General features: G+C 71.4%; 12 protein-coding genes and 1 pseudogene. 7 read left to right on the forward strand and 6 right to left on the reverse strand.

Annotation, left to right across the window (positions count from 1 at the left end; all coding sequences use genetic code 11):
* Positions 1-64: 64 nt before the first annotated feature.
* Positions 65-226 (forward strand): annotated as a pseudogene (locus ACBI99_RS18995) (Tn3 family transposase); the annotation flags it as partial.
* A 36-nt stretch (positions 227-262) separates the two neighbouring features.
* Here the strand turns inward: ACBI99_RS18995 and ACBI99_RS19000 are convergent.
* Positions 263-2905 carry a LuxR C-terminal-related transcriptional regulator gene (locus ACBI99_RS19000; protein ID WP_375072914.1) on the reverse strand — a complete coding sequence of 881 codons (2643 nt, stop codon included), beginning with the start codon at positions 2903-2905 and terminating at the stop codon, positions 263-265.
* 263 nt (positions 2906-3168) lie between these two features.
* Here ACBI99_RS19000 and ACBI99_RS19005 point away from each other — a divergent pair, with 263 nt between their 5' ends.
* Positions 3169-3675, forward strand: a complete 507-nt coding sequence (locus ACBI99_RS19005; RefSeq protein WP_375072915.1) for a pyridoxamine 5'-phosphate oxidase family protein — start codon at positions 3169-3171, stop codon at positions 3673-3675.
* 291 nt (positions 3676-3966) lie between these two features.
* Positions 3967-4776: an MBL fold metallo-hydrolase gene (locus ACBI99_RS19010; protein ID WP_375072916.1), complete on the forward strand. Its 810-nt coding sequence runs from the start codon at positions 3967-3969 to the stop codon at positions 4774-4776.
* 329 nt (positions 4777-5105) lie between these two features.
* Here ACBI99_RS19010 and ACBI99_RS19015 read toward each other — a convergent pair whose 3' ends face one another.
* Positions 5106-6290 carry an MFS transporter gene (locus ACBI99_RS19015; RefSeq protein ID WP_375072917.1) on the reverse strand — a complete coding sequence of 395 codons (1185 nt, stop codon included), beginning with the start codon at positions 6288-6290 and terminating at the stop codon, positions 5106-5108.
* A 78-nt stretch (positions 6291-6368) separates the two neighbouring features.
* On the opposite strand from ACBI99_RS19015, the gene ACBI99_RS19020 reads away from it, so the two are divergent.
* Positions 6369-6758: a MerR family transcriptional regulator gene (locus tag ACBI99_RS19020; RefSeq protein WP_219508565.1), complete on the forward strand. Its 390-nt coding sequence runs from the start codon at positions 6369-6371 to the stop codon at positions 6756-6758.
* A gap of 280 nt (positions 6759-7038) precedes the next feature.
* On the opposite strand, the gene ACBI99_RS19025 is transcribed toward ACBI99_RS19020, so the two are convergent.
* Positions 7039-8073, reverse strand: coding sequence for a kelch repeat-containing protein (locus tag ACBI99_RS19025; protein WP_219508564.1), 1035 nt, complete (start codon positions 8071-8073; stop codon positions 7039-7041).
* Positions 8074-8232: 159 nt separating this feature from the next.
* Between ACBI99_RS19025 and ACBI99_RS19030 the strand changes: the two genes are divergently transcribed.
* Together ACBI99_RS19030 and ACBI99_RS19035 are read left to right on the forward strand one after the other, a co-directional pair.
* The gene (locus ACBI99_RS19030; RefSeq protein WP_375072918.1) at positions 8233-8556 is read left to right on the forward strand and encodes a hypothetical protein; all 324 of its coding nucleotides are present in this window, start codon (positions 8233-8235) and stop codon (positions 8554-8556) included.
* On the forward strand, positions 8556-9473 hold the full coding sequence (locus tag ACBI99_RS19035) for an NADP-dependent oxidoreductase (protein ID WP_375072919.1): 918 nt from the start codon (positions 8556-8558) through the stop codon (positions 9471-9473). Before ACBI99_RS19030 ends, ACBI99_RS19035 begins: the two co-directional genes overlap by 1 nt.
* Here the strand turns inward: ACBI99_RS19035 and ACBI99_RS19040 are convergent.
* From ACBI99_RS19040 to ACBI99_RS19050, 3 genes are read right to left on the reverse strand one after another with little or no spacing between them, the layout of a single operon-like run.
* Positions 9460-10311, reverse strand: coding sequence for a helix-turn-helix transcriptional regulator (locus ACBI99_RS19040; protein ID WP_219508561.1), 852 nt, complete (start codon positions 10309-10311; stop codon positions 9460-9462). The two genes, ACBI99_RS19035 and ACBI99_RS19040, sit on opposite strands and share 14 nt — an antisense overlap.
* Positions 10298-11317 (reverse strand): NAD(P)H-binding protein, encoded by a 1020-nt coding sequence (locus tag ACBI99_RS19045; protein ID WP_375072920.1) that lies wholly within the window; start codon positions 11315-11317, stop codon positions 10298-10300. The genes ACBI99_RS19040 and ACBI99_RS19045 overlap by 14 nt, the downstream gene beginning before the upstream one ends.
* Positions 11314-11757, reverse strand: a complete 444-nt coding sequence (locus ACBI99_RS19050) for a nuclear transport factor 2 family protein (protein ID WP_375072921.1) — start codon at positions 11755-11757, stop codon at positions 11314-11316. The genes ACBI99_RS19045 and ACBI99_RS19050 overlap by 4 nt, the downstream gene beginning before the upstream one ends.
* Before the next feature lie 133 nt (positions 11758-11890).
* Here ACBI99_RS19050 and ACBI99_RS19055 point away from each other — a divergent pair, with 133 nt between their 5' ends.
* Complete coding sequence (locus ACBI99_RS19055) at positions 11891-12730, forward strand: helix-turn-helix transcriptional regulator (RefSeq protein ID WP_375072922.1); 840 nt, start codon at positions 11891-11893, stop codon at positions 12728-12730.
* The last annotated feature ends 98 nt before the right edge of the window (positions 12731-12828 follow it).

Below are 12828 nucleotides of genomic sequence, written 5' to 3' on the forward strand. Positions count from 1 at the left end.
CATCTGCGGGGGAGGACGCCGTGCCCGCCGTGACGCCTTCCTTGACACCCTGCCCACCCCGACCGTGCGTGCCTGTACGCCGGCGTCGGCAGGATCACGCTGTGGGGCGGCGCACCGGAGTGTCGGCCGCAGCGTACGGACCGCCGCCCTGCTCCGGTACCTGGCCGATCCGGCGCTGCGGGCGCGTGTACCCGCGACGACCAACAAGGCCGAGTCCTGCAACGGCTTCTCCAAGTGGCCAGGTTCGGCGGGTCACCGCCGATCAGCCGTGCCCCTCATCGGCCCGGTCGGGCAGCAGCGCCAGCGTGGCTGCCCGCTCGAAGCGCGCACCGAGCCGGTACCACCGCTCCGCAGCGTCCGCCAAGGCGGCGTGGTCGCCGAGCCGGCCGCGCACCCGGGCAAGGCACGCGGCCGCCCAGTCGCTCTCGCCCGCGTACGGCTCGGCGGCAAGGATCCGGTCGCCGGCGTCGGGAAGGCCGGCCATGACGGCAAGCTCGGCCCCGACGACGCGCGCGTAGCCGACCCACCGCTGATCGGAGAACGGCGCAAAGGCCCGTTCGACCTGGTCGGCCGCATCGTCATACTGTCCGCAGTGGAGGGCGACCCGGGTGTCGGCGAACGCCCGGCAGGCCGCTACGACGGGCGAGCCGGCCGCCACCGTCAGCGCCCGTTCACGCCATTGCTGCTGGCTCGCCGGGTTGCCGCGCAAGCCCTGGATCATCCCGGCGAGGGCGAGCGCCGAGTTCATCCACGGCATCGACGGGCTACCGTCGCGCCACCACGCCACCCACAACGTCTCGGCTCGGCTGATCGCCTCGTCGAAGTCGCCGGTGAGGGCCAGCACGCGCACGAGTCGCGGGGCCTGCAGGTACGGATGCCCGCCGATCGGATCGTCGGCGTGGGCCTGCCGGGCCAGCGCCAGCGCGGCGGGTAGGTCGCCTGCGCCCAGCGCGGCCCTCGGCGCGACGTGGAACGCGTCAACGATCTCGGCGGCAGCGGCCGGGTCGTGGCGCGGCAGGGTGGCCGCGATGCGCAGTCGTTCGCCGGCCAGCCGGTGGGCTTCCCGGGTGGCCCCCGCGCGGTCGAGGGCATTGCAGAGGGCGTCCATCGCCGCGAGTAGCACCAGCCGATCGCCGGCCGCACGGGCGAGTTCCACGGCCTCGCGGGCCCGGCCCAGGTCGGGCATCCAGCCGTGACCCTCGTGCCAGGCCGTCGCTATGGCGACCAGCGCGGCCAGCCGCTGATCGCTCGGGTTCGCGTCGGCTGTCTTCCTCGCCTCGGCCAGCAAGCGTGCCTGGTCATCGGTCGCAGACTCGATCGGCCCGAAGTTGTAGCGCACGCCGACCACCACGGCCTCGGCACGCAGGTCGGCGGTGTCCGCGGCCTCGACGGCCTGCCGCATGAGTTCGGTGGCGGTGCGGTTGTTGGCGACGGCCAGCGCGGCGTAGGCGCCGGCTCGCAGATCCTGGCCCTGTTCGATGCCGGCAGCGCACCGGGCTGCGGCTTGATAGAGCGTTCGCGCTTCGACGAACCGGCCCGCGGCGAAGGTCAGGTGGGCGAGCGTGCGCAGGAAGCCGTGGGCCGCGGGGTCCGATCCGACCGCGATGGCCGCCGCCCGGAGGTCATCGGCGACAACGTCGAACGCCGATCGCCAATCGGCGTCGAGCCGGGTCTCCACCTCGGCGGCGGTCGCGAACGCCCAGAGCAGGTACCGCTCGCGAATCGCGTCCTGCTCTCCCACGGCGCTCGCCTGCGAGAGGCCGAACGCGCGGATCGTGTCGAGCAGCCGCCATCCGGGGCCGGTGCGCACGACCAGGTTCTGATCGACCAGCCGGCCCAGCAGGTCGGCCACCTCCGCCGGGGTCGCCTGCGGACTCAGCGCCGCCGCGGCGGCCAGGTCGAACACCCCGACGAAGGCCGACAGCCGGCGGAACAAGGTTCGCTCGTCGGCGTCGAGCAGGTCGTAGCTCCACCCGATCAGCTCGCGCAGCGAGTGATGGCGGACGTGTGCCCCTCTGCCACCGGCCAGCAGCCGCAGCTGATCGCCGAGGCCGGTCAGCAGCCCGTCGGCGCCGAGCGCGGCCACCCGGGCGGCGGCCAGCTCGACCGCGAGCGGCAGACCGTCCAGCCGGGCGCAGACATCGGCCACGACTGCCGGTCGCGCGGCGAACCCGGGATCCGCGGCGCTGGCCCGATCCCGGAACAGCTGCTCGACCTCGGTGCCGGCGAGTGGGCGCACGTGTACGAGCCGCTCGCCGGTGACACCGAGTCGCTGTCGGCTGGTGGCCAGCACGGTGGCCTGCGGGCAAGCGGTCAGCAGCTGTTCGGTCAGCATGCTGACCTCGTCGATCACGTGCTCGCAGTTGTCCAGCACCAGCAGCGGCCGGCCCGAGCGCAGCCGCTCGAACACCGCCCGCTCGACGGACTGCGTCGGGCCCACGGTCACGTCCAACGCGTCGGCGACGGCCTGCACCACCGAGCCGGCCACGGCCGCGGTCCGGACCGGCACGAGGTCGACGAAGGCGCCACCGGCGGGAAACCGTGACTGCGCCCGCTCTGCGACAGCGGCTGCCAGCCGGGTCTTGCCCACCCCGCCCGGGCCGACCACGGTCACCAGCCGGGACTCCTCCAGCGCCGATCCGACGGCGGCCACCTCCGCCACGCGGCCCACGAAGGTCGTCCGGCTGACCGGCAGGCCGACGAACCGCCCGGTCCTGGCCTGCTCGGCCAACGCGGCCAGGGCTTGTCGATCGGACGCGTCAAGCTTGCGCAGCAGCGCGGCGACGTGACTCTCGACCGTCCTGACCGAGATGTGCAGCCGGCCGGCGATCTGCGCGTTCGACAGGTGCCGGCCCACGGCGGCCAGCACATCGGCCTCCCGGGTCGAGATCTTCGTCAAGTCCACGCTTATCAGGATGGCGTACGTCGGTGACCGATCCGTACCGGCTCAGTGCTCAGCACGGATGTCCGGATGCGTGCCGCCCACCAGCCTGGATGCACACCGTCGAACAAGGAGGTCACGATGCCCACCCGATCACGTCAGGGACGAGCTCTCGATCCACCGGCCGCCGTCGCTGCCCAACAGCGGCACCCACCCGCGTACAGGCGCGATACCACCGAACCCGCCGCGGAGACCCTGATCCACCGGACCCAGCGGAGGGCGGCGTCATGACCGACATCGATCTGGACGCCCACGCCCGTGACCTGATGGACGCCAACCTGTACGTGATTCTCGGCACCGCCGACGCCGAGGGCATTCCGTGGACGTCGCCGGTCTACTTCGCGACCGCCGACTACACCGAGATCTTCTGGGTGTCCAGCCCCGACACGCGGCATTCCCGTAACCTCGCCGCGCGTCCCCGGCTGAGCATGGTGATCTTCGACTCGACGGTGCCGGCCTACCACGGCCGGGCGGTGTACCTGTCCGGCACCGCCGCCGAGCTGACCGGCCGCGACCTGGACCGCGGTATCGAGATCTACCCCGGAGACCCCGGCCGGGGCGGCTCCGCCCTGTCACTCGAGGACGTCACCGCCCCGGCCGGGTGGCGCCTGTATCGCGCGACGATCAGCGAGGCGTTCGTGCTGTGCCCCCGCCGGCCGCGCCAGCCGTGCCCCACGCACGGCCTCGCCATCGACCATCGCGCGCCGGTGATCCCCTGGCGGCATCCTGCCTAGAACTCGACGGCGACAGGCGTCCCGGTGCGCTGCTCGATCGCATGGACGGCACTGACAACAGAGCGCGGCCTGTCGTTGAGGAAGCCGCCGCCACGTGCGCCCGAGCGGAGCTGACCCAGATAGAGGGGCGCTCGAGCGCTCACCCGAGTGACCGCTTGACCTGCAGGACTACACAGCGACGAAAGGAAACATCATGGGTTGCGCGCCGGTGGCGGCCGACGGCCATATCACTTACGACGAGGGCGTCACGATGCATCGTCATGCCATCCAGTATGCAAAGGAGGCGAGCTCGTGCTGAGGCAGGTCGCGGAGGGTGTGCTGGTCCACGAGAGCGAGTTCGTGCAGACCAACACCGTTGTGGTGCAGGGCCGGGCCGGTGTGCTGCTCATCGACCCCGGGATCACGGGCGACGAAATGGTCGCCATCGCGGACGACCTGGGCAAGGCGGGCCAGCCCGTTGTGGCAGGTTTCTCGACGCATCCTGATTGGGATCACGTGCTCTGGCACGCCCAGCTCGGCGACGCGCCCCGCTACGGTACAGCCCGCTGCGCGGCTCATATGCGAGAAGTGCTGTCGGACGCGGAGGCGAAGGCCCGCATCGCCGCTCACCTGCTCGAGACGGAGATCGCCGGGCAGGTTCCCCTGGAGGTGCTCGGCCTCATCACCGGCCTGCCCGCCGGAACCGCGCGGATCCCTTGGGATGGCCCCCAGGTCCGGATCATCGAGCATCAGGCGCATGCACCGGGCCACGCGGCGCTGTTCATCGAGGAACCCGGAGTTCTCGTCGCCGGCGACATGCTGTCCGATGTCCTGGTGCCGATGCTCGACGTCGGAGACCCCGCCACCGCGATCGAGGAGTACCTCACCGCGCTGCAACTGCTGGAGGACGTGGCGGGTGACGTCGACGTCATCGTCCCAGGCCACGGTTCCGTCGGCGGATCCGACCAGATGCGGGCACGGATCGAGCGGGATCGGGCGTACGTACTCGCGTTGCGGCACGGCCAAGTCCACGCCGACCCGCGGGTCGGCCCATCGGCCAAGCCCGGCTGGGAGTGGGTGAGCGACATCCACGAAGCCCAACTCCGGCGCCTCAACCACTGAAGCGAGCGCGACCGGGACACCTCGCCGACGAAGTCTCCACGCGCGGCGTGCAGGCGGCAGCAGTACGACGAACCGCCCGGAGTATTGGATGGCAGAAGGTCGGACGTGACGGGCCAGCGCAGTGCTCAGGGGCCCCGACCGTGGACGCGCTGCCGCAAGTGAAGGTGGACAAAGGTCCGGAAGAGAAAGTGTTGTGACGGGTCTCGGCCGCCGGGGAAGCTGGGGGAGCGGCGGGGGGGGCTACGCCTCGACCGTACGGCGCGCTCAGCAGCCTGGCCCGGCGATCGCCCCAGCTTGCGGCGACCGCCGCGGCCGCGGCCGGTGGCGAGTCAGATGGTGGCTGGGACGTCGTTTTCGGCCGCCTGCGTTGTCGCGCGAGTTCGGGGCAGGACGAGGTAAGTCAGGGCCAGGCCCGCCAGACTCAGCACCGCACCGACCAGACCGGTCCAGCGCAAGGCGCCTGCCGAGACGATGACGCCGCCCAGGGCCGAACCGGCGGCCGCGCCGAGGTTGAAGGCGCCCACGTTGGCGGCGACGGCCAGCGTGGGGGCATCGCCGGCGTGGCGCAGGATCAGCCCCTGCAGCGGCGCGATTGTGGCGGTGGAGAGCAGACCGAGCACCAAGACCGCCGCCACTGCGGAAGGTTGCCAGACGGCGGCGAACGGAATGAGCACGAGCACACCGGCCAGCCCGCCGAAGACGCCGCGCACGGTGGCGCTCATGGACTTGTCGGTGAGCCGGCCGGCAAGGAGGTTGCCGACGAAGCTGCCCGCTCCGTAGGCGAGCAGCAGCCCAGAGACCGCTGTGGAAGAGAATCCAGACACGCGCGTCATCAGCGGGGCGATGTAGGTGAACACCGTAGCGACGCCGGAGAATCCGACCGCGGTGGTGGCGATGGCCAGCAGGACTGGCCGGCGGGTCACCACGCGGACCTCGTCTCGCAGCCGCGTAGCCGGGGCCGGCTGCTTGGGCAGGACGGCTGCGAGCAGCACGACGCCCGCCAGCGACAGGGCGGTCAGGACGGCGAACGGGGTGCGCCATCCGGCGCTCTCACCCAGCAGCGCGCCCAAAGGCACACCGAGCAGGGTCGCCACGGTGAAGCCGGAGGCGACCGTGGCGATCGCCGTCCCCGTCTTGTCCGGCGGCACCACGCTGGTCGCCATCACCAGGGCCAGGGCGAGGAAGGCGGCGTGGCTGAAGGAAGAGACCAGGCGTCCTGCCAGCAGCAGTTCGTAGGAGGGGGCCAGAGCGCTGATTGCGCTGCCCGCCGCGAACAGCAGCATCAGACCGAGCGCCAGTCCTTTACGGGGCATCTTGGCAGTCAGCGCGGCCACAAGGGGCCCACCGACCACGACACCCAGCGCGTAGACGGTGACGGCTTGACCTGCCATGCCTACGGATATGCGCAGGTCCGCTCCCACCTGAGGTAGCAGCCCGGCGATCAGGTATTCCGACGTTCCGACGACGAAGACGCTCACGCACAGGGCAGCGAGTGTCGCGAATGTCTTTCTCATGGCGAGGACGCTAGAGTCTCACATGGATGTGAGAGTCAAGTCGTGCGACGATTTCCCGCGGCACACGAAGGAGGCGCCATGCGCATCGGTGACCTGTCACGACGGACCGGCGTTCACGAGCGCCTGCTGCGCTACTACGAAGAACAGGGCCTGCTCCACCCCGCGCGGCGCCCCAGCGGCTACCGGGAATACAGCGACGAAGACATCGACACCGTCCGTCGCATCCGTAGCCTCCTGGCCGCCGGTTTGAACACCTCCGCCATCGCCACGATCCTCCCTTGCCTACGCGACGACGGCGACCGGCTGATCCCCACGTGCTCCGACCTTCTCGCCGATCTTCACCGGGAGCGGGAAAGGATCACACAGTCGATCACAGACCTGCAGACGTCCCTGGGCGCACTCGACAGGGTCATCGCGGCAGCCCCGCCCGATGTCGCACGGCGTGCACTCGCCACGCTCGATCATTGAACGACGTGCCGGACGAGGATGCCACCACCGTCACGGTGTTACGCGGCATCGCGGCTGGCCCGTCCTTGCGCGATGCCTTGTTCAACCGGTCGAGGGTTGCGGTGTGGCGGCGTTGCAGGTCGGCGATGAACACCGCCGGATCACGAGGTTTCTCAGCGCCAAGGCGTCCATCACCACCAGCGAGCTCGTCGCGCGACCCTTCGGTCTGGGGGAGTGACACGGCGGCTTCCGAGCTTGGCCGAGCGCGCAGGTGGTCAGCGCGCCCGGCCTCGTACGGTGCCTAGCGAGCAGGCCGGTAGGCGTCATTGACGGCCACCGGGGCGCCACCGCCCGCCGTGCCGCCTCCCGGGATGTAGATCGTGCCGCCCACCGCGACGGCGGCGGTGCCGTGGCGGGGCACCGGCATCGGGGCGAGCCGTTGCCAGCGGTCGTGGACAGCGTCGTAGGCCTCGACATCGGGGAAGACGGTGTTCGGGTTGCCGCCGTGGTGCCTGCCTTCGCCGCCGAAGGTATAGATTCTCGTGCCCACGACGGCGGTCGCGATCCCGCCACGGGCGGTGGGCATGGGCGCACGCTCCGACCAGCGGCGCGTTCGCAGGTCGAAGGCGTAAACGGTGTCCCGGACGTTCACCTGGCCGCGGTCGCGGCCGCCCACCACGTAGAACGTCGAGCCGATGACGGCCCCGCCGACGTGGTCGCGCGCCTCGGGCAGGTCGGGCAGCTTCTCCCAGCGGCCGCTCACCACGTCGTACGACGTCACGGTCGCCACGGTGTCCTGGAGGCCGCCGGGTCCCGGTGTCAGCGTGAGCATGCCGCCCGCGAGGTAGATCTTCGTTCCGCGCACGCCTATCGCGGCGCTGCCGCGCGCCATGGTCGCAGGGACCGACGGGAGCCGGGTCCAGTGGCCGGTGCGGGGGTCGTAGACGAAGGCGTCGCGCAGCGCCTGCCACGACGTGCCGCCGGACAGCCCGCCCAGAACGTAGATCTTGCCGCCGACCGTCACCGCGTTGGGGTGGTTCATCGCCACCGGCAGCGGTGCCGCGGTCGACCAGGTGTCGCGCCGCGTGTCATAGACCTCCATGCGGGCCGTGGTGGGGAAGGCCGGTTCGTCGAGCACACCGCCGATCACGTAGAGCTTCTCGCCGACGACGGCGACGCTGTGCTCCTGGCGAGGGCCGCCGGCGATCGGGGCGAGCGTCCGCCACCCCTGACCGTGGACCGGCTCGGTCTGTACGGCCGGCCGCTCTGCCGGCACCGGGTGCGTCTGGGCGCTGGTGAGAACGACAGCGGCCAGCACGCCTGTCCAAAGCTTCATGACATCTCCTTCGGTTGCCCCCAAACGCTGGCCGAGCGGACAGCCGGGCACCAGGCGCCGGTTAAGCCGGTGACGTCATCACCAGTGTGAGCGCCGCCTTCTCGCCGGGAGCGGAACCGACGACCGTGGGATCTCGAAAGTCGAAGGAGGAATCGCCTGATGTCCGAGAATCTGGTTGTTCTTGTGACCGGGGCCGGCAGCGGGATCGGCCGCGCTGCAGCCGTGGAACTCGCCCGTGCGGGCCGTTCCTGCACATCCGACACCAGCGCGGTGTCCCGGCTGCGGGCGAACCGGGCCGTGCTCCCGGTCGTGCGAGTTCCTCAGGAGCATGAGCTGTTCGGCGTCGCACCGACGGGCCGCGAGACCCAGGTCCGCATTCACGAATTCCACGAAACCTCCGGCGGACGCATCGTCCGCACCTGGCACCTGGAGGACTGGCTCAGCCGGCTCGGCCAGGTCGACGCAGTGAAAGGCACGAACTGATGAAGGCATTGCACTACACCGCCTACGGCGAGCGCCCGGTCGTCGCCGGGCTCCCCGACCCGGTCCTCTCCGCCGGCCAAGTGCTGGTCAAGGTCGCCGGCGCGGCGCTCAACCCGCTGGACGTCAAGATCGGCGCCGGCCATGTGCGGGACTTCTTCCCGATCCCCTTCCCCTCGGTCGTGGGCACCGACCTCGCCGGAACCATCGAACACGTCGGGCCCGAAGTCACCGGCTGGAGCGTCGGTGACGCGGTGATCGCCCGTACCGACCCCGGCTCGGGCGGGGCCGTCGCCTCGCATGCCGCCGTCGCGGCGACGAGGCTGGTGGCCGCCCCGGCCTCGGTCCCGCTCGGCCTCGCCGCGAGTCTGGTGACAGCCGCCGGCACGGCTTGGCAGGTGGTGTTCGAAGTCGCGGAGCTGAAGCCCGGCCAGACGGTGCTGGTCCATGGCGGTGCCGGGGGTGTCGGCGGGTTCGTCATCCAGTTCGCGCGCCAGGCGGGCGCGCACGTCGTCACCACCGTGTCCCCGCCCGGTGCCGAGATCGCCAGTAAGCTCGGCGCGCACGAGGTGATCGACTACACCGCGACCGACTTCCGCACCGTGGTCTCCCACGCCGACGTGGTCATCGACCCGATCGCGGGCGACACCGAGGCGGCCTCCCTCGACGTGCTCCGGCCGGGCGGACTGCTCGTCGGCCTCAACGTCCCGCCGGACGCCGAACGAGCCGCCGGCCGGAACGTTCGCGCCGAGTTCGTCTTCCACGGCTCCGACACGGAGCGGCTCGCGAAGGTCGTCGCCGCCGCCGACGCGGGGCTGCAGATCATGATTGACCGCACGGTTCCCCTGGCACGGGCCTCCGAGGCGTTCGACCACCTCGCCCAGGGCCACGCCAAGGGCAAGGTCATCATCCAGCCGTAGAAGCGCTGAGGTCGTGGCTGCCCAGAACGTCGAGCAGCGCGAGCTTCTCGGCCGAGTCGCCGCCGACCGGCGCGGTGAACCAGAGCAGCCGCTGCGTTCCGTCCTCACTGAGCAGGCTGAGGCAGTCGAGCTCGAGTTCGCCCAGCTCCGGGTGCAGGAGGCGCTTGCGGTCGGCCCGCCGTACCGCGACCTCCTGGTGTGCCCACAGCTCGGCGAACTCGTGGCTGGCCGACAGCAACGCGCCGATGAGGCCGGCCACCTGCTCGTCCCGGCCGCGCCGTGCCGCCACGGCGCGCAGATCCGCCACGAAGACGCGCGACTGATGACCATGCTCGTCCGGGTGGTAGCGCGAGCGTGCCTGCGGATCGGTGAACCAGCGGTAGACGAAGCTCGCCTCGCGCCCCTTGGCCTTGCTGATCGGCCCGAGGAGCGCGGTGGCGAGGCGGTTCTGGACGAGGACGGCGTGCAGATCGGTGATCACTGCCGCTGGGGTCGTGGGCAGCCGCTGCAGGAGGTCGAGCATGCCGGGGTGCACGTGCGCGGCGAGACTGTGCTTCGGCGGAATGGGGCGGCCTGCCAGGAAGTACAGGTGAGCTCGCTCGTCCTCGCTCAACCGGAGCGCGCGGGCGAGCGCCGCCACCATCTGCTCCGACGGCTGCGCGCCGCGCCCCTGCTCAAGCTGGTTGTAGTAGTCGATTGAGGCACCGGCCAGGGCGGCCACCTCATCCCGGCGCAGCCCAGGTACGCGGCGGCGCGCCTGCACCGGCAGGCCCACCTCGCCGGGCCGGATGCGATCCCGCCGCGACCTCAAGAACTCGCCGAACTCACGCAGATCCATACCCGCCATTGTGAACCGGGCACCGTACAGGAAGGCAGGCGACGTCATCGCCACCAGCCCACCCCAGGTCCTGATCCCCGACCTCCCGCGACACCGGCTGCCGGAGTGCTGAACGTCGATCCCACCCGGCCACGCCGTTCGCCCACTCGGACGCGTGGTCCTGGACGAACTCGTCGAACGAGCGGGGCGGGCGGCCGGTCAGGTCCAGCACCGCGGTGCTGACCATATCGTCCCGGCCGGCGCTGAGGCCGGCGTCCACGACGGCAAGGGCGGCGGCGAATTCGGCCGGCATGCCGGCGGCCCGGTAACCGGCCGCCAGCTCGTCGGCTTCGACCGCCAGCACCTTGATCGGCCTGCCGGTGCGGGCGGTGATGATCGCCGCCGCGTCCTGGTAGCTCAACGCTTTCGGCCCGGTGAGCAGGTAGTCACGCCGGTCGCCCTGCCCTTCACCGGGCCTCCCGCTGGGCTCGTCATCGGGGTTGGTCAGCAGGGCGGAGGCGGCGGCCGCGATGTCGCGCGCGTCGATCCAGCCCAGCCGCCCGTCACCGGCGGCGGTGTGAATCTCGCCGTGCTGCCGGAGCCGCTCGCCCAGCGGATGCGGGCGCAGGAAGTTCTGCATGAACCCGGACGCGCGCAGCACGACCCACCCGGGCCGAGTCCGTACCCGTGCGGCCAGCTCAAGCGCGCCGGGGGCGTTCGGCAGCACGACGGCGGAGCCGAGAAGCACCACGCGGCGCACGCCGAGCCGCTCCGCCTCGTCCAGGAACGGCTCGACCAGCGGCATCGGATTCACGGCGTTCACCGGAGGCACCAGATAGACGCGGTCCATCGCGTGCAGCGCGGCCCGATGCGTGCCCGGGTCGTTCCAGTCGAACCGGACGGCGTCAGGATCCCCGGCGGACGGGTTGCGAGCGGCGACCCGGACCGGCACGCCGTTGCCCCGCAGCAGCTCCGCCAGGACGCTACCGGTCTTCCCGGTGCCGCCGGTGACCAGCACGCCGCTCATCGGGAGGCCCCCGAGCGCAGCGAGCCGAGCAGTTCGGGCAGCGTCCCGGTCGCCGAGGCGGCGGCCAGCGGGCTCCAATAGTCCCTGTAGTGCGTGATCAGGCCATCATGGGCCGTGATCACGGAGATGTAGTCCATGCGGTAGGGCTCGCCGGTGCGCACCGTGTACCCGTGCGCGGTGAACTCCACCACGATGGTGTCCGGCCGTTGCGTGTGATGCACGGTGACTACAGGTATCTCCCGTACGTCCATCCGTTCCGGATATCCGGCCAGATAGTCACGGACGGCATCCCGCCCCGCCAGCCGCCGCGGCGCGTCCCCCGCAGCGAACGGGAACTCGGCGGTGCCCTGCTCCGCCCACAGATCGGCGAGGGCATCCATGTCCTTGGCCAGCAGCAGATCCAGCAGTCGGCGGATCGTCTCCTCAGGAGTGCGTGGCATGTTCGTCCTCCGGTGTCCCGTGGAATGTGGTCATGCCAGCCTGGCCGCGGACCCGGGCGCCGCGGAACGGACGGGTAAGCCCCGGACCCCTGGTCCGTGGCTAAGGCGGCCGCCACTGTGGCAGCCTGGACGGGTGAGCAGAGCTGAACTGGCCGACTTTCTCCGTCGCCGGCGGGAGGCGCTGCGCCCGGACCAGCTCCCGGCCACGGCCGTCCACCCGCCAGGCCGCCGCGCCCGCCGTACTCCCGGCCTGCGCCGCGAAGAGGTGGCCACGCTGGCCGGGGTCTCCACCAGCTACTACGAACGGCTTGAGCAGGCCCGCGCTCCGCATCCGTCCCCGCAGGTCATAGCCGCGCTGGGCACGGCGCTGCGGCTCACCGACGCCGAGCGCGAGCACCTGGCGCGGCTGGCCGGGCAGGCCCCGCCCGCCCCGGAGACCGGCCGGGCACCGGTGCCCGCCTTCGCCCGCGAGCTGCTGGACCGGCTCGGGCCGGTGCCCGCCTACCTCACCGACGAACGCCAGGACATTGTGGCCTGGAACGAAGCGGCAGCCGACCTGATCACCGACTTCGGGTCGCTGCCCGCTGAGGAACGCAACGCCGTGCGGCTGTCCATCCGGCTGAACGGCACCCTCTGCTCGGCCGCCGACGGCTCGCAGGGCGAATACGCCCGGCAGACCGCCGCCCAGCTGCGCGCGGCCAGCGCCCGTCACCCGGCCGAACGCGTACTTGGCGAGCTGGTCAACGAGTTCGCCGCGCACAGCCCCGACTGCGCCGCCAGCTGGCGCAACCACGAGGTACGCCCCATACCGACGCTGCGCAAGCACCTGCACCACCCCGAGCTGGGCTTGCTGGAGCTGGATTGCCAGACTCTGCTGCTGCCCGGCACCGATCTGCGGATGGTGATCTACACCGCGCGTCCGGGCAGCCCCAGCGCCGCCGCGCTCGCCCGGCTCGCCGCACGCGGCACGTAGATCGAAGCCACCGTGTGAGCTGAGCCCGGTGTCCCATTCGGGCGGTAGGCGTACCTACGGCCGGCGGTCGACCGTGATCAGTTTGAGTCGCCCACCGT

Source organism: Nonomuraea sp. ATR24 (assembly GCF_041950485.1).
GTDB lineage: Bacteria > Actinomycetota > Actinomycetes > Streptosporangiales > Streptosporangiaceae > Nonomuraea > Nonomuraea ceibae.

What these genes read in the sequence shown, in the direction of transcription:
- ACBI99_RS19050 (WP_375072921.1), bottom strand. Translation starts at nt 11,757, where the DNA reads ATGCCACGCACTCCTGAGGAGACGATCCGCCGACTGCTGGATCTGCTG.
- ACBI99_RS19030 (WP_375072918.1), top strand. Translation starts at nt 8,233, where the DNA reads ATGTCCGAGAATCTGGTTGTTCTTGTGACCGGGGCCGGCAGCGGGATC.
- ACBI99_RS19020 (WP_219508565.1), top strand. Translation starts at nt 6,369, where the DNA reads ATGCGCATCGGTGACCTGTCACGACGGACCGGCGTTCACGAGCGCCTG.
- ACBI99_RS19005 (WP_375072915.1), top strand. Translation starts at nt 3,169, where the DNA reads ATGACCGACATCGATCTGGACGCCCACGCCCGTGACCTGATGGACGCC.
- ACBI99_RS19035 (WP_375072919.1), top strand. Translation starts at nt 8,556, where the DNA reads ATGAAGGCATTGCACTACACCGCCTACGGCGAGCGCCCGGTCGTCGCC.
- ACBI99_RS19040 (WP_219508561.1), bottom strand. Translation starts at nt 10,311, where the DNA reads ATGGATCTGCGTGAGTTCGGCGAGTTCTTGAGGTCGCGGCGGGATCGC.
- ACBI99_RS19025 (WP_219508564.1), bottom strand. Translation starts at nt 8,073, where the DNA reads ATGAAGCTTTGGACAGGCGTGCTGGCCGCTGTCGTTCTCACCAGCGCC.
- ACBI99_RS19015 (WP_375072917.1), bottom strand. Translation starts at nt 6,290, where the DNA reads ATGAGAAAGACATTCGCGACACTCGCTGCCCTGTGCGTGAGCGTCTTC.
- ACBI99_RS19045 (WP_375072920.1), bottom strand. Translation starts at nt 11,317, where the DNA reads ATGAGCGGCGTGCTGGTCACCGGCGGCACCGGGAAGACCGGTAGCGTC.